This is a genomic window from Nitrosomonas sp. JL21, assembly GCF_009833095.1.
Classification (GTDB): domain Bacteria; phylum Pseudomonadota; class Gammaproteobacteria; order Burkholderiales; family Nitrosomonadaceae; genus Nitrosomonas.
The window spans coordinates 1-21,478 of the sequence record NZ_QRCB01000001.1 but is presented as its reverse complement, the minus strand read 5'-3'; the positions used below and the strand labels follow the sequence as shown (position 1 = coordinate 21,478).

The 21,478-nt window shown below is 47.3% G+C and carries 20 protein-coding genes; 7 read left to right on the top strand and 13 right to left on the bottom strand.

Features of this window, described 5'->3' with window-relative positions; genetic code table 11:
- Nucleotides 1-11 precede the first annotated feature (11 nt).
- Together ABF87_RS00100 and ABF87_RS00095 are read left to right on the top strand one after the other, a co-directional pair.
- The gene (locus ABF87_RS00100; RefSeq protein ID WP_160827097.1) at nt 12-1,253 is read left to right on the top strand and encodes an FAD-dependent oxidoreductase; all 1,242 of its coding nucleotides are present in this window, start codon (nt 12-14) and stop codon (nt 1,251-1,253) included.
- A 5-nt stretch (nt 1,254-1,258) separates the two neighbouring features.
- A complete protein-coding gene (locus ABF87_RS00095; RefSeq protein WP_160827096.1) occupies nt 1,259-2,701 on the top strand; it encodes a class I adenylate-forming enzyme family protein in 1,443 nt (480 codons plus the stop codon).
- Nucleotides 2,702-2,977: 276 nt separating this feature from the next.
- Here ABF87_RS00095 and ABF87_RS00090 read toward each other — a convergent pair whose 3' ends face one another.
- Nucleotides 2,978-3,796: a hypothetical protein gene (locus tag ABF87_RS00090; RefSeq protein ID WP_160827095.1), complete on the bottom strand. Its 819-nt coding sequence runs from the start codon at nt 3,794-3,796 to the stop codon at nt 2,978-2,980.
- Nucleotides 3,797-4,581: 785 nt separating this feature from the next.
- Here ABF87_RS00090 and ABF87_RS00085 point away from each other — a divergent pair.
- The 5 genes from ABF87_RS00085 to ABF87_RS00065 all read left to right on the top strand — a co-directional run bounded on the left by ABF87_RS00085 (nt 4,582) and on the right by ABF87_RS00065 (nt 9,346).
- Nucleotides 4,582-5,940, top strand: coding sequence for an NAD(P)/FAD-dependent oxidoreductase (locus ABF87_RS00085; protein WP_160827094.1), 1,359 nt, complete (start codon nt 4,582-4,584; stop codon nt 5,938-5,940).
- Between the two features lie 124 nt (nt 5,941-6,064).
- Entirely contained in the window at nt 6,065-7,096 is a 1,032-nt protein-coding gene (locus ABF87_RS00080) for a hypothetical protein (protein WP_160827093.1), read from the top strand.
- A 1-nt stretch (nt 7,097) separates the two neighbouring features.
- A complete protein-coding gene (locus tag ABF87_RS00075) occupies nt 7,098-7,868 on the top strand; it encodes a lysophospholipid acyltransferase family protein (RefSeq protein WP_160827092.1) in 771 nt (256 codons plus the stop codon).
- Nucleotides 7,810-8,580, top strand: coding sequence for a glycosyltransferase family 2 protein (locus tag ABF87_RS00070; RefSeq protein ID WP_205012636.1), 771 nt, complete (start codon nt 7,810-7,812; stop codon nt 8,578-8,580). The genes ABF87_RS00075 and ABF87_RS00070 overlap by 59 nt, the downstream gene beginning before the upstream one ends.
- 7 nt (nt 8,581-8,587) lie before the next feature.
- Nucleotides 8,588-9,346 (top strand): class I SAM-dependent methyltransferase, encoded by a 759-nt coding sequence (locus ABF87_RS00065; RefSeq protein ID WP_160827091.1) that lies wholly within the window; start codon nt 8,588-8,590, stop codon nt 9,344-9,346.
- 10 nt (nt 9,347-9,356) lie between these two features.
- On the opposite strand, the gene fabG is transcribed toward ABF87_RS00065, so the two are convergent.
- The 12 genes from fabG to ABF87_RS00005 form a co-directional block, all read right to left on the bottom strand.
- Entirely contained in the window at nt 9,357-10,085 is a 729-nt protein-coding gene (gene fabG, locus ABF87_RS00060) for a 3-oxoacyl-ACP reductase FabG (RefSeq protein ID WP_160827090.1), read from the bottom strand.
- Nucleotides 10,078-10,932 carry a beta-ketoacyl synthase chain length factor gene (locus ABF87_RS00055; protein ID WP_160827089.1) on the bottom strand — a complete coding sequence of 285 codons (855 nt, stop codon included), beginning with the start codon at nt 10,930-10,932 and terminating at the stop codon, nt 10,078-10,080. The genes fabG and ABF87_RS00055 overlap by 8 nt, the downstream gene beginning before the upstream one ends.
- Nucleotides 10,933-10,934: 2 nt before the next feature.
- Entirely contained in the window at nt 10,935-12,119 is a 1,185-nt protein-coding gene (locus ABF87_RS00050) for a beta-ketoacyl-[acyl-carrier-protein] synthase family protein (RefSeq protein WP_240143447.1), read from the bottom strand.
- A gap of 52 nt (nt 12,120-12,171) precedes the next feature.
- A complete protein-coding gene (locus ABF87_RS00045) occupies nt 12,172-12,882 on the bottom strand; it encodes a class I SAM-dependent methyltransferase (protein WP_160827087.1) in 711 nt (236 codons plus the stop codon).
- Nucleotides 12,883-12,915: 33 nt separating this feature from the next.
- Nucleotides 12,916-13,716: a polysaccharide deacetylase family protein gene (locus ABF87_RS00040; RefSeq protein ID WP_160827086.1), complete on the bottom strand. Its 801-nt coding sequence runs from the start codon at nt 13,714-13,716 to the stop codon at nt 12,916-12,918.
- Complete coding sequence (locus tag ABF87_RS00035) at nt 13,717-16,128, bottom strand: MMPL family transporter (RefSeq protein WP_160827085.1); 2,412 nt, start codon at nt 16,126-16,128, stop codon at nt 13,717-13,719.
- 41 nt (nt 16,129-16,169) lie between these two features.
- Nucleotides 16,170-16,754 carry a LolA-related protein gene (locus ABF87_RS00030; protein ID WP_160827084.1) on the bottom strand — a complete coding sequence of 195 codons (585 nt, stop codon included), beginning with the start codon at nt 16,752-16,754 and terminating at the stop codon, nt 16,170-16,172.
- Nucleotides 16,751-17,665: an acyl-CoA synthetase gene (locus tag ABF87_RS00025; protein WP_160827083.1), complete on the bottom strand. Its 915-nt coding sequence runs from the start codon at nt 17,663-17,665 to the stop codon at nt 16,751-16,753. The genes ABF87_RS00030 and ABF87_RS00025 overlap by 4 nt, the downstream gene beginning before the upstream one ends.
- 165 nt (nt 17,666-17,830) lie before the next feature.
- On the bottom strand, nt 17,831-19,258 hold the full coding sequence (locus ABF87_RS00020; RefSeq protein WP_160827082.1) for an AMP-binding protein: 1,428 nt from the start codon (nt 19,256-19,258) through the stop codon (nt 17,831-17,833).
- Between the two features lie 21 nt (nt 19,259-19,279).
- Nucleotides 19,280-19,798, bottom strand: a complete 519-nt coding sequence (locus tag ABF87_RS00015; protein ID WP_160827081.1) for a hypothetical protein — start codon at nt 19,796-19,798, stop codon at nt 19,280-19,282.
- Nucleotides 19,799-19,830: 32 nt separating this feature from the next.
- Nucleotides 19,831-20,118, bottom strand: coding sequence for a phosphopantetheine-binding protein (locus ABF87_RS00010; RefSeq protein ID WP_160827080.1), 288 nt, complete (start codon nt 20,116-20,118; stop codon nt 19,831-19,833).
- A gap of 398 nt (nt 20,119-20,516) precedes the next feature.
- Nucleotides 20,517-21,478, bottom strand: a 962-nt coding sequence (locus tag ABF87_RS00005) for a cation:proton antiporter (RefSeq protein ID WP_160827079.1), incomplete at its 5' end; no start/stop codon positions are given.

The window sequence follows — 21,478 nt, the reverse complement described above, 5'->3', positions numbered from 1 at the left end:
CCAATAACATAATGGCTCACCCCGATGTCCTCATCATTGGTGGCGGCTCAGCAGGCATAGCCGCAGCGGCAGGAGCAGCGGAAACAGGAGCAGACGTTGTATTATTGGAAAAAAATACCTTTCTCGGCGGTAAAGCAACCGCCGCTTATGTGGGTACGGTCTGTGGACTCTATTATCGTAACGACGATCCTGTCGTCAGATATGCAGCCAATGGCTTTCCTCGCGTTTTTGCAGAAAAACTCCAGCGCTTGAGCGATTCATCGCCCTTTTTTTATAAGCATGGTCTTCGCTTTCTGCCTTACGATCACCTCGCGTTTATTCAATTATGTGATGATGTTGTGCAACAAAATAAAGTCACGCTTTACCTTGATGCCCATCTAATGCACGTCGAAAAGGATGGTCATCGCATTCATAAAGTCAGTGCAGTGATTCATAATCGCTCCATTACTTTTCATCCCAAAGTCGTGATAGACACGAGCGGCGAATCGACCGTTGCGCGTTTTGCCGGTATGGACACTGTCGAAAACAAAACCTATCAAGCTGCCGCCCAAATCTTTATCATGACGGGCATTGCGACCGATGATGAGCAAATACTTCATCTGAGTCTTTTACGCAGCATCTGCAAAGGTATCGACGATGGAACGTACCAAAAACATTACGACATGCTGTCGGTCGTGCCTGGCAGCCTGAAAAGGAGCCGGGCCGTTTTCAAGTTGGGACTCCCGTTTGAAGTGAGAAACGACCCATCCGAGATGACTCGATTGCAATTATTTGCGAGAAAAGCGGTAACTGAAATTGCGCATTATCTGCAAATACACAACCATTTATTCAAGAATGCCGTGCTGTCGATGATAGCCCCCGAAACAGGCATCCGCACGGGGCCACGGAATGCCGGAAAAACCGTCCTGCAAAAAGAAGACGTCATGGACTGCCGCAAAGTAGGCGATGCCGTGGCTCGGGGCACGTGGCCCATTGAACTTTGGGCTCCCGGAAAAAAGCTTCACTTGGAGTATTTCGCTTCAAACGATCACTACGACATACCGGCTGGAGCCTTACAATCAGCGTCTGTAACAAATTTATTGTTTGCGGGCAGAAACATTTCGGCTTCTGAAGATGCGCTGGCCAGCACCAGAGTCATCGGGACTTGTTTAGCGACGGGATATGCTGCGGGTCACCTCGCAGCGGCTGTTGTCCGTGATGAAAGCTATGAAGCAGCCATAACCACGATTCAACGATCGACCTTCTTCGAATAAAAGCGATGATGAAAGTACCGGATTTCCTCTATCAATCCGCGCGCCGTTGGCCGAACAATCCCGCTGTCATCGATGAATGGGGCATGATGACCTATGCCGAATTGGAAGCCTTGGTAAGACACATTGCAACAAGCCTACTCGCATTGGGTATTACCCCTCATCTTGGGGTAGCCGTCATCGGGAAAAATAGCCGTTATTTCATTGCGCAATGTTTTGCCGTGATGGAATGCGGCGCTGTGGTCATTCCAATTTCCAATCAGATAACAACAGATGAAATCAATGAAATAATCGAAACCACGGGCTTACACGCTATCTTGGAGGATCAAACCGGCAGAGCATATTTTGATGACACAGCGGATTTGATCAAACTGGCGCACCAGGAATGGCATTTATTTTTTCTCAAGAATGCTGATAAGAGCATTCCCTTTGCCCCACATGTCAGGAATCCTGCCTTCGTTCGCTTCACGTCCGGCACCACGAGTATTTCCAAAGGGGTCGTTCTCTCTCATGAAAGCATCGCAGAACGCACAGAGTCAGCCAACAAGGCACTCCAGCTCGGCCCGGCAGACACCATCACCTGGGTACTGTCGATGGCCTACCATTTCGTAGTGACGATCATTCTTTATCTCCGTTATGGAAGCAGCATTGTCATCTGTAAAGATTTCACCGCAGACACCGTGATTGAAACGACCAACCGCCACCACGCGACTCTGTTGTATTGTTCACCCCTGCACATACGGCTGTTGGTCAATGATCACAGTGGCCGGAAAATGCCCTCTTTGAAACAGGTCATCTCCACATCCGTCTCTATTGCCAAGGCGCAATGCCAGGCATTTACAAACCGATTTGAGCTCCCCGTCAGCCAAGCGTATGGCATTATCGAAATTGGACTTCCCATCGTCAATCTTAAAAAAAATAAAGACTATCCTGACGCGATAGGCTATGCGCTGCCGGATTACCAAGCACACATCATCGACGATCAGGGAAATACCCTTCCTGCTGGACAGGTGGGACATCTGATCATACGCGGCCCTGGCATGTTAGACGGTTATCTTGATCCTCCCCGCGCCCGAGAAGAAATTCTGAAAAACGGTTGGTTTCATACCGGCGACCTTGCTTCAATGGACACCGATGGATTGATACGCATCGCAGGGAGAATGAAAAGCATGATCAATGTCGCGGGCAATAAAGTGTTTCCAGAAGAAGTGGAGGCCGTTCTGAGCCAGCATCCTGCGGTAAAACTGTGCCGGATAAGCGGCTTTATGCACGGTTTCCTAGGCGAGCGCGTTCAGGCGGAAATTGTCTTGGCTGATGGCAAAAAACAATGCGATGCAGAAGAATTAATCAACTTTTGCCGAAATCGTCTTTCCTCATATAAGATCCCACAAAAGATCAATTTCGTCGAAGTATTGCCCATGACATATAGTCAAAAACTGATTCGGTACTAGTTGTGATTAAGAAGGCTAGTGCGGTTATTTTTTTGCTGATACTCACTCAACCTCAAGTCAATACACGTCATGAATGACACCAAGTCTTATTGTGTTTTAGTTGATTGCATTATTGGCGGAATACGTTTGGAGACCTTTGCACGGTTACAATCCTTGAAACGATAGCTCAGATGGCACAATTATTTATTAATATGTATTACAGTGAAATAGAGTTGTCGTGATTTCGCAAAGGCCTCAAACTTAAAGAATCAAAAAGTAACCGAATATTAAGCTTTTTTACTCAGAACATTTGCCCCCTTTGCTATCAGTAATTTCCACTTTTTCTTTTGTAAAAATTAACGCATTCAGATCATTAGTGGAGGCTATTTGATGTACTTCTAAACGAGCTTTCATTCCATTGGCGCACTTTCCAAAGGTAGTTGATTTAAAGTTCAGTTTGACTGGTGCGTATTTATTATTTGAATCAAGATTTATTACATCTATCAAGTCGGGCAAACTAGCACCCGGCGTGGGAATTGAAAAAGAAATTGAGAAAAGAACTGGCCCAACAGAGGGTTTTTTTCCTGCTATTACCTCCTGAGCCTTGGCACCAAAAATGGTAGGTGTGTTCAGAAAATCAAAATTGTTCTTTACCAACTCATCGATAGACTGTGCAAAACCTAATGCTTTTGTGGCGATAATGTTAACCGTGACCTGAGCTCTACCATCCGAAAGTGCACATTCGATGATGAAACCACTGACCTTGGTACCCATAGAATGTCCGGTCTGATTTTTGATATATTTATTTGCTAAACCCGCATAGTCAACAAGAGCGAAGGTAGTCTGAGGATTATTATCGGTCCAGCCTACATAATCTTTCACACCAGGAAAGAATAACGGTGGGTTATTTAGAGTTCCTTGATTATCCAGGAAATGCGAGAGTGGACGATGGGATACATCTATGCATTCTTTGTAATTAACCTGTGAATTAGATTTTTCTAATGAACTAGCTTTAACTGTTATAGGAAACATACTTATCAGTAGCGTCGAAATAACAAATATGTTTTTCCAACTGCATGTAGCTATTAATGATTTCGTTGAGTTTTGTATGCTCATGATGTATTACTCCATACGAAAAATGAATATTTTTTATTTGATAAAAATTTAAATCAACATCAATTGTAGGATCAGGTCACCACCTGAGTTAAATCCACACCGATCAATAATTGCTTATAACTATTTGATTATACAAATTGAAATATCTAAGTTATGAGTGACTGTGCCCACCGATATACCCCTACCGCTAGGGATTGGAGCACTGTTGAAAATGGCTTTTGTGGTTCCGTTGAGTTTTCCCCCTTGAGTAATTGTTCCGCTCGTCGTGCCATCTAAGTTATTAACAACACTTAAATTACCATTCATGTTCTTACAATTGCCGTTCGCCAATGCTAATTCAGGCAATGAAAACAACCGACCGCAGCTGATACCATTGCAAGCACCGCAAATGTCTTAATCCTGCTCATAATCCATCTCCTCTTGATTGAGATGGATACCTTAGTCGGAGATGTTATGTAGCCACATCTTTTATAAATCCGTAACCGTTTATTAACAAATTTGCCATTTCCAATTTCTTTTGCCTTCATTCGAAGTTCAGCTTAACACCTTTTCCAGGTTCGTATAGAAAAAAACACTTCTTCGTCTAAGGTTAATGTAATGAAAAAGGTGGAATGAAATTTGGCTTAACATTGCAGTACGTGCCCCGTTGTTCAGAGTCGACAGCCGCTCTTTCATCGCCTATGAGCCGTTCAATGGCAGTTTGATTAAATATTTAACATTCAGTATATTTCGAATGGATAAAAACCACTTCTCTTCTGTGATATTACATAAGGATTAAGCAAAAAATGGACAGCACTGACGCCGTGACGACGCCGACACCTGGAGCTGGAGCCGCACCCATGCAATGCGATGTACTCGTCATCGGTGGCGGCCCTGCCGGCTCAACCTGCGCCACGTTATTGGCTGAGAAAGGCTTCCAAGTCATTATGCTGGAAAAAGAGCAACACCCAAGATTTCATATCGGCGAATCGCTGCTGCCCGCTAATATGCCTCTGTTGGAACGATTGGGCGTTGCCGAGGAAATAAAAAAAATCGGCCTACTAAAACTTGGCATCGAATTTAACTCACCTGATCATGAAGATGTCTCTCTAATAGAGTTTTCAGAGAGTTGGAATAAGGATTTATCGTGGGCTTACCAGGTCAGGCGATCAGAATTCGATGAAATATTATTTCGTAATGCGGCAAACAAAGGGGTGCATACGCTAGAAAAATGTCGTGTTCGAGATATTCAAATTGACGATAATACTACTGCCACTGCCCCGGTTCATATCCATGCAGAAATGGAAACCGGTCAAGCAATTTCCTTTGAAGCCAGATTCATCGTAGATGCTTCCGGGCGCGATACTTTTCTGGCCAACAAATACAACACCAAACAAAAAAACAAGAAACATCGTAGTTCCGCAATTTTCGGGCATTTCCATCAGGCTACCCGATTGCCCGGGGATAAAGAGGGATATATCTCCATTTTCTGGTTTGAGCATGGCTGGTTCTGGTTCATTCCCCTGGCTGATGGAACGACCAGTGTGGGTGCGGTCTGCTGGCCGTATTACCTCAATTCCCGAAAAAAACCTCTGGATGATTTTTTGTGGGATACCATCCGCTTAAGTCCGCAATTGGCTGAACGCATGAAGCATGCGACACTGGTATCCGAAACCTATGCGACTGGCAATTACTCGTACTCAAGTACGGTATCCCACGGCAAGCGCTTCATCATGATCGGAGATGCCTATGCCTTCGTCGATCCGGTTTTTTCGTCCGGTGTTATGCTGGCAATGAACAGCGCTTTCAAAGGCGCGGAAGTCGCTGAGGCCGTTTTGAACCAATCCGCGGAAGCTGCTGGTAAACTGAAAGAGTTTCAGCATATTATTACGCATGGCCCGAAAGAATTTTCCTGGTTTATACATCGCGTAACCAATCCGATGATACGAGAATTGTTTATGCATCCGCGAAATATTCTGAAAACTAAAGCCAGTATCCTCAGTGTCCTGGCAGGCGATATTTTCGATAACCCGAAAATCTGGCCGTCTTTGTATGCTTTCAAATTCATCTATTATTTGTCATCTGCAATGAATTTCAAACGCACATGGATAGCAATGAAGCGGCGTGCCCATAATATTCGTGACGTGGAAAACACCGTGCAGTAAGATACCCGGGCAATCGATGATTTGAAATTAGTTTCACGACGTGACGCATCATAAAACTCTCTTCTCAGTTCATAGACATTAAAACAATCCAATTTCCCGAATCTGTAAAAAAGTATCGTGCGCCATGGAGACGTTGACGATCTCGCCATCAGCACAGCAACTGAAGTCCGGTCAGCACGTGCTGGGAGGCATTCGCCATACCCATGAACCAGCCACTGAGGGAGGCACCGTATTGCCTTTGCCTCTATCATTGCTGGAAAAAAGAACGGGATTGGATGAAGTGTTCCTGATCGATACGCTTCCTGTAACACAGCAATATTCCTTTCCTTATGGAACGATCCGGTATAGCCAGACTCGGCAATTTGTTTTCGGATATCTCGAAACTGAACAATATTCAGGCCTGAAACATTTGGAAGAAGCAAGTCGGCATGCCTACCTCGCCATACTGGAATTATGCCAGGCACTGCGAATACCAAATCTTTTACGCATCTGGAATTATGTGCCTCATATCAATGAAGTTGAAGGTACCACTGAGCGCTATCGTTTATTTAATATCGGCAGAAAAATGGCCTTTGACGCTTATCCCCAGCTAGTCCAGGATGGATATCCCGCAGCTTGTGCTCTGGGATCTTTTGACGGCACTCTGCGGATCGTTTTCTTGGCATCTGTTCACAAGCCCTATTTCATCGAGAATCCGCGGCAAATGAGCTCCAGTTTTTATCCTGAACAATACGGTATTGTCCCTCCGCTTTTTTCGCGCGCCACACTTCTTCCTCAACAAGCCGGTGCTGCACTTTTCATCAGCGGCACTGCCAGCATCGTTGGACATGAGTCGCGTCATGCACATAATATTCAAGCACAAGCCTGTGAAACATTGCAAAATTTGAATACTATACTGACTCAAGCCAATAGGATCATGAAAAAAATCCCAATGGACTCTACCGGCACCCCATATTCCTTGAGTTTGAATGAGCTTTCCTGGCGCGTGTATATCCGCTTACCGGAACATCTAACAATCGTACGAAGCGTTTTAGAGCAAGCGGGTATCAGCCAAGCTGTCTATGTAGAAGCCGATATTTGCAGAACAGAGTTATTATTGGAGATGGAAGCAAGTGCGAATTGCTTCATTCCGCATTCTGGCAATATAACCGCTTAAAATGACTAAATTTGTTTTACGTTTTTTTCATATCATAGCGTTTTATCTGGTGCTGCTATGGCTTGCCCTCATGCTGTTGATCGGAAATTTCGTGGTATTTTTTCTTTATTACGCGCTTCCCCGCGACACCGGGAAAACCTTTGGAAGAAAACTGAACAGCTTTGTCTTTCGGCTCTTCTTGAACGGGTGCTGTCATCTGGGCTTGATGCGCTTAGATTTGCAAGCGCTCGATACGCTCAATGCCGAGAAAGGAATTATCATCGCGCCCAATCACCCGAGCATGCTGGATGCGCTATTGATTCTATCGCGCATTCAAAACACCAGTTGTTTGATGAAAGCCAGCCTCTGGGGCAGTACTTTTTTACATTCGGGCGCCAGACTGGCCGGCTATGTACGGAACGACTCCATCAAAAACATGGTTCGCCGATCGGTCAAGGAGCTCCACAGTGACAGTAATTTGTTGATTTTTCCGGAGGGTACTCGAACGGTGCGGCATCCCATCAATCGCCTGAAGTCGGGCGTAGGGCTTATCAGCACCAAAGCGCAAGCCCCTATTCAAACAGTTTTGCTGCTTACCGATTCACCTTACCTGTCCAAACATTGGCCCATCTGGAAAATTCCCTCCTTTCCCATCTCTTTCAGAGCGGTTATGGGTCAACGTTTCGAACCCGCAGGCAAAACCGCAGAAATGATCAATCTTTTGCAAAATTATTATGACCGCACCCTCGATGACTCCTTCCACCAGCCACGTGCTGCTTATACCCAGTTATAATCCGGGTAACCTGATTGTCAATACGGTGCAGGATGCCTTAGCACAATGGCAACCGGTGTGGGTGGTCTGCGACGGCAGTACCGACGGGAGTACCGCAATCCTTCAAAAGATGAGCGAAAATGTTTCCAACCTGAGGGTGATCGTATTGTCGTCTAATCAAGGTAAAGGCGCGGCCGTCATGGAAGGTTTGCGTCAGGCAGTGGAATCAGGATTTACCCATGCGTTGACGATGGATGCCGATGGTCAGCATCCCGCCTACCTCATTCCCCACTTCATGAACAGCTCCAAGGACCATCCCGACAGCATGATACTCGGCAGACCCGTTTTTGATGACAGCGCGCCTCAGCTACGCGTGCAGGGACGCAAAATCTCAAATTTCCTGGCGAATCTTGACACCCTTTGGATGGGCATCGGCGATTGTCTTTACGGCTTTCGCGTTTATCCCATTGCTCCGCTTCTACACATCATGCAGAAACATCGTTTTATGCGTCGTTTTGATTTTGACATCGAAGCAGCGGTGCGTTTATGCTGGAAAAACATCCGTCCAATCAATGTCGATGCGCCGGTAAAATATCTAAACGCGAACGAAGGCGGCGTATCGCATTTCAACTACTGGCGCGACAACGCATTGTTAACGTGGATGCACATCCGTCTGATTGCCGGTTTAATGGTACGCCTGCCGCTGCTAGTGTGGCGCAAATTCAACTTCTGACCTCATCATGCCAGATTCAGAGCAATCCAGCAGTTCCGTAAAAGCTCCCCATAAGCCCATTGCAGGCTATTACTCGACTGAAACGGAGCGCACCAGTTTTGTGCGTGACATGTTCGATGCCACCGGTGTCGATTATGATCGTATCGAAAACCTCCTGGCATTCGGCACCGGTCAGTGGTACCGCGGCCAGGCATTGAAGCGAGCCGGATTGCAATCGGGAATGCAGGTATTGGATGTCGGTTGCGGCACAGGGTTGGTGGCAACCCAGGCCATTGAAATTATCGGTTCATCAACGCTACTGACTGGTCTTGACCCCAGTTTGGGCATGTTGCAGGCAAGCGTCTTATTCAAACAGATCGCGTTGATTGGAGGCAAAGCAGAACACATCCCTTTTCCCGACAATAGCTTTGATTTCTTAAGCATGGGTTATGCGCTTCGTCATGTGACTGATTTGGAAAAGGTGTTCCGTGAATTTCACCGAGTGCTCAAACCGGAGGGTAGACTCTGTATCCTTGAAATTACCCGGCCAGAAACACGATTGGGTTCCAGCCTACTGAAGACTTACATGCGAACCATCGTTCCGTTGCTCGCCAAAGCGATTTCTACGACCGGACAGACGTCCAGGCTGTGGAAATATTACTGGGATAGCATAGAAGCCTGCGTTCCGCCCCAGACCATCATTCAAGCACTGGAGAGCGTCGGCTTCTCATGCGTCCGGCGGCATCGTGAATTAAAGATTTTCTCGGAATATCAAGCCGCTAAATGAAGCTCTGAAATCAAATCATTCCCCCGTTCACAGAAATCACCTGTCCTGTGATGTAACTTGCACCGCTGCTGCACAGATAGGCAACCAGACTGGCAACTTCCTCCGGCTCTCCAACGCGTTTCATCGGGACAAGACTTGCAATTGTCCTCGCGTCGAACGCATTCTCGATCATGGGCGAAGCAATGATGCCTGGCGCCACGACATTTACCGTGATGTTGCGGCTGGCGAGTTCCAAAGACAAGGATTTGCTGGCACCATGCAGTGCTGCTTTGGCTGCGGCATAATTCACCTGCCCTTTATTCCCCATCATTGCTGCAACTGAAGAAACACTGACGATACGGCCGAAACGGCTACGTATCATCGGCATGATCAAAGGGTGGGTAACATTAAAGAAACCGTTCAACGATACATCGATAACACGCTGCCATTGCTGCGGCTGCATGGCCGGAAAAACAGCATCCTCATGTATTCCGGCATTATTGACCAGTATCTGTATGGGCATCTGCTCTGTCAGTTCTTCCAATACCTGACGCGCCTGCTCGGCATCAGTGACATCGAATTGCAGGGCACTTGCAGCTAACCCTTGCTGTTGCAATTGGTCTGCTAGAATTTGCGCCTTTTCGAAGTTCCGGTTTGCTTGAATATGGACATGATGTCCGGCTTGCGCCAACGCGCGACTGATTGCGGTTCCGATCGAGCCACTGCCGCCAGTGACCAGCGCATGTACTTTATTATGCATGATCAACGACCATGACCTCCAGGGACAAGGGCTCAACATATTCGAGATGAACCTTTTTTGGAGCAGTATGATCCGAATGAAGCGCCTTTTGTGCAATCGCTTGCAGCAACGGAAGACAGCGTGCGCTTGGATTGGACAGTCGCAACTCATCCAATTCAGGCATTTCCATTCGAGTCTCTGATTCAGCCGCATATCCTAGCGTCAATGTTGCGAGAGCAGCGTCAGTGACGACCGGATTCAACACCATAGCCACTGCAAAATTACTGCCGATGGGTCGGATGTCACTCAATGGATAAGGGTACATGACATCACTGGATATCAATAAGATGGATTCACCCGTCCACAACGCCTGGCTGCAGGCTTCCACGAGCCCGGCTGCAAAACTTGCATCATACGCGCACAAGCTGGTCGATGGCAGCGTGCATTGATTGGCAATGCTCCAGTAACCCGCCGGCGCATTATGGACGGAATTATGAAAGCGTGTCGGTGAAATAAACCGCTCGCTTTTTTCTGTGTGCGCAAGCGTTGTGAAAATCGCATCGCAATTGTCTCCGTCTCCCGATGAGGAAGTGAATACCGTCGCCAGTTGGCGGGCATCAATAGCTGCAGCCTGTACTGCAGCATTCCCGACAGTCAGTGCGAGACGCACCATTTTTCCGACTCGCCGACGTTCCGTAGCAGGCAGCCAGGTCACCGCAGGAATTTCGAAGTCTGCCCGCTCATAGTGCCGCTCTCCGTCCAAAATTGACTGAGCCGCATTCCAATCGGGCAAACCGGGACCCAGGATAGCAATACTCTGCACATGACACTGTAGTCGATCTTCCGAGAAATCAGCACCCCCACTCATTCTCAATCTTTCAGTCCAAGAACAACACTACAATTCGATCCTCCAAAACCAAATGAATTACTGAGCACATGACGCATCGGCCGAGCCGCATTTTGCGTCAGATAATGAATCGGAGAGAGAGTGGCATCCAGCTTCTCGGTACCAGGGCTGCCCCATGCAGTCTGTTGTTGCAGGGCCAACGCTCCGATGACCACATTCAATGCTCCCGCCGCCCCCAAACAATGCCCGGTAGCGCCTTTGGTTGAACTCGCGGGCGATTGTTCCCCAAAAATCGCCGAAACTGCAATGCTTTCAATTGCATCGTTATTTTTTGTAGCGGTGCCGTGCAAGTGGATATAATCGATTCCAGGTGTACCAAGTCGCGCCTGCTGCAAAGCCGATTGCATGGCCTGGCGAGCACCCAGCCCTTCTGGATGAGGACTGGACATATGATAAGCATCGCTACTTTCGCCCACGCCCTTGATCAATAAACTTCCAGACGGCGTATGTGCATCATCGCGTGTTAATAGTGCGAAAACCGCTGCTTCACCGATCGAAATACCATCTCTGCCAGTGTCAAACGGCTTACATGGATTCCGAGAGAGCAGTTGCAAGGAATGAAAGCCGTATAGTGTCGTCAGACACAAGCTATCGACACCGCCAACAATGGCGGCATCAATGGCGCCCAATAGCAGCATACGCTGCGCCATGGCAAATACCTTTGCACTGGAAGAACAGGCCGTAGACACCACTGCTGCGGGACCACCCAAGCCGAGCGCCAGGCGAACGAAATGCGCAGCCGAGCCTGTGTTCTGGGCGAAACGATAATTCACCCACGAGGGTAATGCCCCGGTTTGTGGATCGAGCTCGCGATAACCCTTTTCTGTCTGCAACATCCCGGAAGTACTGGTGCCGAGAAACACGCCGATCCGGGTGTTATCGAAATGGCATTTAGCTTTTCCCACGGCATCGATAAAACCATCCTGCTGCAAGCCCAAAAAAGCCAGCCTATTGTTGCGGCAATCAAGGGCCTGCAACTCGGCAGGTAAAAATACGTCATCCTCCGGAATGTTCGTGATTCCGATATAAGTCTCCAAATCAACCGATTCGAACTGACAGGGCACCAAGCCAGTATGTTGCGCCACAAGACTGGAGCGCAAACTCGCCAAACCATTACCCAGACTGGACGTTGCGGTAAATGCAGGCATCGCTAGAAATGCTGGGCTTCTCATAGGCGATTCAGATAAAACTCATTAGTGATCAGGGGCGTCGACAATGCAGCAGAATATTGGCAAACGGCGTTCCCTGGTGCATGGGAATATCCGTGACCTTGAAACCGATGTTTTCAAGCTGATCCTTCCATTCCGCTAAAGATCGGCAATAAACACGAACCGACGTATGCCCTCGTAATGCAAATACCACCGCATCCACCCACGTGCTGAACAAGAAAGGCAGGCCTGCGGCAGCATCTCCCACTCGAAGCAGAAGTGACCCACCGGAGGATAAGCATGCATAAACTCGCTTGAGTATGTCGTTCTGTTCGTTATAAGGGACATAATGCAACACATCGAGAATGACAACGACATCCGCAACCCCGAAATCGGTCTGGCGCATATCGCCTTGTACGATCCGGATACGTGGACCAAAATCCTGCAGCGCTTGCTGCGCTCGCATCACGTCGTTGTGCATGAGTTCAATTCCAGTGATCGAAACCGCCTTGAACTCTGCCTTGTGTTCGGGATACGCACACGCGTAATTATCCACTCCGCACAGTAAAGCAGCCAGCAAGCCTTGCCCACACCCAATGTCCAGTACCCGGGCATGATGAGATATGTAGCGTGCTTGCAGAATGTGCGCAAATACTGGATCCCGATCCAGCTTACCTCGGGCGAAATGCCAGGCAAACTTGCCTGCGCGTTGGTAAGGCTTACAAATATGATCTAGGAGTTCAGACGGTAAGAAATGACCCATTCCTAGTAATCTTTTGAGTTAGAGAGGAAATAGCTATAAATCATCCGGCAACGCCTCAGGACTGAGTTTATTATCAGATAACGTTTGCAACAATACCGGCAGCACCTCCACGATCACCGCCCTGCCATTGCATGTCAGCGCCGCGTTACCATCGTGCAACAACAATATGTCGCCCGCCTGCAGATTCCTGCATAAGCTCTCAAGGACTGCGCTTGCATTGCGCTGACGCGTATCGAAACCCCGGCGCGTCCAGCTCACCAGACACAATCCGAGCTTCTGCAATACACCATCCAGGAAAATATTACGCAACCCTGCCGGCGCACGGAAATAACACGGGCGACTATCCGTCGCTTCCTGTATCACAGTCTGCGCATTGGCGACATCATCATATATTTTTTGCATACCCCACAACGAAAAAGTATAGCTATGCGCCATACTGTGGTTCTCTAGTTTGTGACCAGCGGCTACGATTAATCTGGCCAAATCCGGATATTGCTGCACATGCTTGCCGATACAGAAGAAAGTAGCTTTTGCATGGAATTGCTCAAGAATTTTCAACACTTGTGGAGTAACTTCGGGGCAAGGTCCATCATCAATCGTGATATACACGGCATTGCCTGCTTTCGCAGGAGGCACGCGCGTTATATTCCTACCCAGCCACTGACTGCGCGGCCATAGGCCCTGTGCGACCAGAACAGCATGATTGCCAAACATGACAAACAAAGCATAGCGCCATCCATCCGGTACAAACAGCAGGCAGACCGCCAGTAAATGCACTATGATACTGACACGTATCAACAACCCGTTATAGCGATAAATCGTTGATGTACTCATTCAGTTCCGGCTGATAGAGCTTGAGTCTTTCCGCAACGCAACAGGCGCCATCAGTGCAGAAAAAATTAACGCCAGAAAAACTCCCGATGCAACGGTAATACCAATCGTTTGTAAAATAGGAATTTGCGAAAAAATCAACACACCATATCCAATGACAGTCGTGGTCGTAGCCAACAGCAACGACGCCAAAGTCATATTACTTTGTGAAGAACTGAAAAACAACGCATAGTTTGAGCCCACAGCAAAAATCAGCAATAAGCCGATAACATTCAGTAGATTCAGTTGCGATCCGAGCAAATGCAAGAGGGCTGTTACACAAAGCATCGCGCACGCCAACGGTAAAATGACCCAAAGCGTTGCTCGCAAAGATCGTAGCGCCGCTAACAATAAAACAATAATGGCAATAAAACCAGCAGCCGAATATTTCAAGATTTTACTCAGATAAGTCTTATAGATCGAGTTGAAATCCTGTTTCAAATCCAATAATACCGACTGCTCATCCAATATATCGAATAATTCCGTTTGCAGCGCCTCATGGTTGAGGCTTGCGGCTTTACCGTCCTGCAACGGCGCTTGCAACTGTATCAACGCATGATGAATCAGATCCTCTCCCGCTTTTACCGAGTAGAGCGTAACGCCCAACGTGATTCCGAACGTGCTGTTTTCCAGCTTATCTGCTCGTAACAAAGGCAGTGTCTTGCTGTAAGCGACATCTTCGACGAAACCCTGCAAACTCTGCGCTGATACGGGCAAGGCATGGGCGGCTTCTTGAAGCACCTGTTCGAGTCGTTCCCGATCCGGAAGCGCCTGCTGTCGTTGTATTTGCTTGGCCTGACTTGGCAAATACACACACGGCGCTTGGTAGCCTCCCAACAAACCCTGTGCAACGAGCGCATCCAATCTGGGCAAAAACTGCTCACAGCGCTGCAAAACCTGCTCTTGCGTTTTGTCCTGTAGCAACAGCATATGCCGCACATCGGCTGCGCCCATATCGGCGCGCAGTTCGCCATCCAAATCGAGCAATGCTGCGGGTATCGGGCTTAAATCATTTAACTCATAGCTCCACAAATGATCCTGTCTGCTCACAAGCAACAGCACAGCGCTTAACGTCAAGAACCCTATGAAATACCGGAAATGGTGGCCCTTCTTCATCATCTGCCTTAGCCATGCTCCGACGGGATTGAGATCATGGATACTCAGCCGCTGCGGCAGTAGCGTGGGCAAGATCCATCGAGTGCAGAGAACGGCTACCAGCAAACCTGCAATTGAGAACGTAGCCAGTTGCATCAATCCGGTAAAACCGGAAAACAGCAGAGTCGAAAAGCCACAAATGGACGTCATCACGCCTAAACCTACCGTACGCCAAAACATTGGGTTATTACCGCTATTTTCTGCAGTTTGTGAACGTTGCAAGAAAAAATAAATGGAATAGTCTATGGATTCTCCAATCAATGTGATGCCGAAGCCGATCGTCATGGCATGGACACTGCCAAAACCCAGACTTACGGCCACAATTCCTGCAAACACTCCGCTAAACACCGGCAATAAACCCGCAAACAGCAGCTTAAGATTGCGCAACACATAGAGCAAAATCGTGATGATCAGTATCAATCCGATTCCAGATAGACGGGACGCTTCCTCCTTGATGATATTTTGCGTTGAGACGGCAAAACTGGCAGGCCCGCTGATGACTATCCTGATATTTTCCGTTTTTTGTGCATGTTGTTGGTTCTGCGTTTGATATGATTGCACCACGTCCTTGAAACCGGTTTGCATGAGCTGTAATGCAGTTTCCTGGGCCTTGGTATCCGTACCAGTGCTGGCTAATTGCACCAATAGCAATGCGCGATCGCCCCGATCATTGAACCACTGCCCATTGATAGTTTGCGGGCCTTGCACAGGGGTCAGCCGATCTACCAAAGCCATGACTTCTCCGGTAGGGTCACGCATGAAAAGTGACTTGCTCAATAGCCCTGAAGCGGAGGACAGTTCCAGTAAATTGCCGTGGATCAGGGTTTCGAGGCTTTTTGGAGTAAACAGCTCAGCGCTTGTATTTGGAGATAATAAGTAGCGATAGGTGTAAATCAGTTCCTGCTCGGCAGGATCGATCACACTCTGATCATTCAGTACATGAGAAAAAACGGAATGATTTCGTAGTTTCCCGGCAAAGGATTTGCCTATCTGAGCAAGGGTAGCGGTATCACTTCCTTCGATACCGACCAAAAGGATGCGGTTCGCGGCGCCATTCTGTAATTGCCCCAGCAACATGGCTTCTTTCTTGTTGGGTTCGGAGGGCAAGAAAACCGATAAATCGGTTCTGTAGTCGGTATTGACTATTACCCAACCGCACAATAGCACACCTAAAAACCACAGAATTTGCAGTATGAGTTGATTTTTTTGAGTAGCGTACATTGAATTCTATAAGCAATCAGGTCAGGTCGTACAGTCCCGGCCTACTCAGCTACATCTTTTCTGCTGACTTGCATAATGGAATAATCACCATCTTCCAAATGCACTTCAACCGCCTTTACACTGTCATGGCTTCCCAGCAGATTCAGCGATTTTAGAGCGGTGCCCTGCCGCAAGGGGCTCAGCACCAGCTTCCAGTCAACGGGGGTACCGGTTAATTCAACATGATAAAGATGGGTCAACCGTTCGACGTCGCCTGCCAATAAAGCCCGTACCCCTTCAAAGTGCAGACTGATTTCGGGATAGTCATCAATCTGCAAGTTGTGCTTTCGACCCATGCGCTCTACTGTAACGGTATTGCCTGTGAGCTTGAGCATTTCCGGTTTGGGTAGCAGCGTATTCCTGATCATGGTTGAAGGCGCCATGAACATTAGCTCTCCGGAAGACTCCAGCGGTACATCCACGCCTTTGATGTATTTATTTTCAACGAAAGTTGCATGGATTTCTTTATGTTTGGCCATGAACTGCATCAATTGGTCGAGACTGATTTGATCAGCTTCAACTTGTGCCCGAATGTTCGAACTAAGCAACAATAATAAGCCAGCAAACCAATATTGATAATGACTCATTCTTTGCATGACGTTTGCCAAAAATTATAAAAATTAAACCAGTTATAAGGATGTTCTTGACAGTATTTTGCCAACAAATCTACGTATCGTTCGCGAGCGACTGTTATGGCCTGTGCTTGATCTTCCTGCACTATGGAAAAATCATAAATCTCTTCAAACACCAATCGATATTGATTCCCACCCAGATACAAACCCAGCATCAACAGCACAGGCTTGCGCAATATCGCTGCAAGCCGGAAGGCGCTTTCGGAGAATGCAGCTTCTTCACCCAGAAACCACTGTTTCTTAAGGTTTGTTTGTTGCAAGGTACGGTCTGCCAGTATACCAATCATTGCACCCTGCTTGAGCGCTTCATGCACGCGCATCATCGTCTCCAGATTACCCAACGGTATGATTTCCTGTTGGAGTTCCGGATTGATGGCGGCCAGCACTTGGCCGAGTTTTTTTGCATTCTCCTGATACATCAACTGTACCAGCGAATAATCCGTATGTTGATGTCCCAACGCCCGCAGCGCTTCAAAGCTGCCCATATGTGCACCGAAAAGAAAAATTCCGGAATGTTGCTGCATGGCTGTGCGCAGAAGATGTTCGTTCTCTAGGGTGATAGAAAATAGCTGAACCTGTCCATTCAAAAAATAAATCCGATCGAGCGATATGGTCGCAAAACAAAAAAAATGGCTAAAGATATCCCTCCAGCGCACCGGTCTCCCCAGAACCTTCTGTAGATATTGGCGCGAAGCTTGTCGGGCTTGTGTAGCGACCAGCATGAAATACAAACTGATAGGGTAGAGCAGGAGCCTCGCGAAATTTCGGCCAAAAAACAGACTCAACCAGACCAGTAAACGTAACAGAAAGAGACTGCCACGCTCTTTTCGCTTCATCCAATCCACATCTGTTTTTATATCAGTCATCTTTTCCAAGAATACGGCCAGATCCACTCGGATGCATTCTCATCCTCTTTTCTCGCATGATGCCCAGAAATACGCCAAATAATCCATACAGATTGATCGATACATTGTTCAAGAGGAATAAATGTTATTTCACCAGTGAGAAACGACGGGGTAAGCTCTGCAAGACTACTGCTTTTGAGGTTCTGTTGCATTCTGCACCGCTTGTAATTTTTGAGCGAGTTCTGTCAATACATGATGCGGAAGCTTACCGGTGCTATTACGAGGTAGCTCATCCACGATAAAAAGCGGTCGGGGCATGAACGCCGCGTCGATGCGGCTACGCAGGGCTTTCAGAATGTCAGCCTTACTGATGCCCGAAGCAACCACAAAGGCCGCCAGACGGGTTTCGCCGAGCTTATCTTTCAGCGTGTCCGCATTGTCCGGAATAAAAAAAACACCGTCTTTTACCCCGTCAATGGTATTGAGCTGAAAATTTAAATAGCCTAATGAGCTTCGTTTACCCGCTATATTGACCTGATCAACCTTGCGCCCCAGCAGCCTGAAGTGATTTTTATCGATCACTTCGAGTACATCATTGAGTTCGGTAGGTGACAAGATATAATCGCCCTGTGCCACTGCGCCGCCACACCCATCATTTCCACCCTCGACTTGTATAATTTCTACCTCACCATAGGTTTGCCATACTGGATTAACCGTGGGCAAACGAGTGGCGATCTGGCCGGTTTCCGTGCATCCATAAATTTCTTGGACAGGAATCTGGAATCTTGCTTCGATATTCTCAGTAAGCTGCATGCTCAGAGGCGCCGTAGCGCTGATGATCAAATCCACTGCGGGTAATTCGATACCGCTTTCCATCCACGCTCTCAGATGAAACGGCGTGCTCACCAATACCCGCGGATGCGGCAAACGTGCCAATTCCGTGCAAATGTCTTGTGGAAAAAAAGGATGCGCCGCACTGAACGCCTGACCACCGAGCAGGGCGATCAATACACTCGATTCCAATCCATACATATGTTGCGGGGGCACGGTAGCCAGCACGGTAAATGCTCTATTCAGAAAACTGACATCCTCCCTGATTCTGCGCAATTGCGCCTGTGCGTTACGCGTCATGCTGCCCCAGGTCTTGGCATGCGGAACAGGCTCACCGGTAGAACCGGATGTGAACACATACGCCATCACATGATCAGCAGGAATCTCCGGAACTGAAAACTCTTGTTTTGAATCGGCTGAAAACTCACGGCCTGCATGACTTGGCATAGCTGGGTACTCCAGCTTAAACCGTGGAAATTCGGCTATCTCAAGCATATCCTGGTCATAAAGGATATAAAAATCAGGATATGTTTTCTGCAATTGAGAAAGCATGCCCTGATTATAGGTAGGCGGTAACAGCATCGTTTGCCGGTTCAAGGCCGCCGCCCCCATCCCTACAGCGAACAAATAACGGCTTTTGCAAAAATTCAGCAGAAAAGGCCTGTTTGGCAGTCGCTCTGCCAGACAGCCACAGTCACGTAGAAAATCATGTGCAGTCTTCGCATGACTTTGCGTATAAGCAATTATTGCATCCGGTATCTGGTGGGCAATCAGCTTAGGCATAGACTCGCTTAACGAAAAGCTTCAGGAAGATTTTTTATTTTCCCAGTAGAGATTCCATCCTTTCAGAATCGGCAATCTTTTCAGATGAGGCAAGGAATAGGAACGTACGACATACTCAACCACGAACATCATCGCAATCAATGGAAAATACAATATGTTACAGAAAAAAGACCATACTGCCGCGGACGCGCATAGGTACAGTATGATGCTTATCAATGCCAACGCAACGAAAAACAAAGCCCATGCCCATGTGGTATTCCTACAATATCGATCAACTTCCGATGGCAATTCCAATCCGTAGGCCATTTGAGCAAAATGAGTAATCAGCGGTGTCTTACCAGCAAATAGTGTTGAAGCAAAGACTGTCGCGAGCAAAAGCTGAGTAACGAGGAATTGCAACAGATAAACCAATGCTAAATCCTGATATTGTCCATTGTGTAAAAAATGATGCATCAGTAATGGATAGCCTACAATGGCGGCAATAGCGGTGATTGTGACCGTTATGATTTTACTCGACTTGGTTTTTAACAATGACTTCATTGAAGATTACATTAACTTATAGATCCAATGGGTTATTTGGTGCGATTAGCAGCGATATAAGCGGCCAAATGCCGTAATGAACTAAAAATCGTTTTATTTTCAGGATCATCGGACTTTATTTGAAAACCGTACTGTTTGGATACCGCCAATGCCAATTCCAGAATATCAATAGAATCAAGCCCTAAGCCATCCCCATACAAGGGCAAATTTGGATCAATATGCTCCGATGCGACTTCAAGATTTAATGTCGACACAATAAGATTGGCAATTTCCCTTTCTAAATTGGAAGTCAGGTGAGTGTTGTCGATAGAATTAGTCATTGCTTGAATGTTTATTTTATAGATTCGATTCAGAAAACATCAATCTCATTCTTCTGCAGCTCATGTTGTCGCAGTCCTTACTGATCTCAAAAACGGCGAAAAGCAATCAGATGTCGACAAATAACCACATGTTTATATTGAATAATAATGAAATTATCGCGTATTCCCACTTAAAATTGGGACTAATATTACAGCGTGGCCTTTGTATTTGTAAAGACGAGGAAATTGTTCATTTTCCCGCATTTCTTCGGAAAACGAATCAATCGATCAGTTAAGCGACGCCATGTTCCCTAAGGTCTTTCTAACACAGAAAACGACAACCACTGATCTATTTTTTGATGAAGATGAATCAACAGAACCAATGATATTCAAATATCCTGAAACCAGAATTTTTGTTGTCATTTAAAAATTAGATGCCGATACCGATACAGCTTCGGCGTCACCACAGGCACTGTCAACATGGTGCTGACTACCGCCATCACCAGCAGAGCTGTGAAGGTTTGGCTGGTGATGATCTGTTTATCCAGCAAGACATTCGCAAAAACAATCATGATTAGGGCCTTGGTCTGCAGCAGCCAGCCAATAATCCAGGCTTCACCTTTTTCCCATTTTAGAATCTTGCCGGCGGCGTAGGCGCCTGCCAATTTTCCACTGATGGAGGCAAACAACAATATGCCGGCCGCGGCTAACACCGCGACGCCATCCATTTCCCAATTGGTGCGCAAACCGGTGCTCATAAAATAGACCGGCAACATCGTCATCATTATGAAGTGGCGCAGTTTGTCCATGTCCTCCTGATTAAACCATTCAGAATCCATCACTACGCCCGCCAAGAAGGCTCCAACCATGAAGTGCAAACCCGCCCAATCCGACGCTAAACCGCAAACCGCCAGCCAAATGAAACTCACATACCAGCGATCATTTTGCTGGAGCGAAAGCATCAGTTTACGATATAAAAAGCTGACGATCACAAAACTCACCAAGAAAATAACTTGAAGACTGACTCTATCCCAGTCCAGCAGAACCAGCGATAACACAATCCAGATCGCGATATCATCCAGACTGGCATAACGCATGATCCGCTGGCCGATCGGCTCGCGCAGAATTTCCAGCTTTTCCATCAACATAATGAGAATGGGCAAGGCAGTGACTGCACAGGCCATTCCCACTCCAATGATGAACTGCCAATCCATGCCCTTCGGGCCTATCCAGTCAGCACCAATGAATGCCATCAGCAACGCTGCCGCAAGACAACCTAATAACAGCGGACAACCCAATGCCAATCCGGCAGTAACGCAGCTATCCCGCCTGTCCTGCCAGGCTTTTTTCAGATCCAACTCGATCCCGGCGATCCACACAA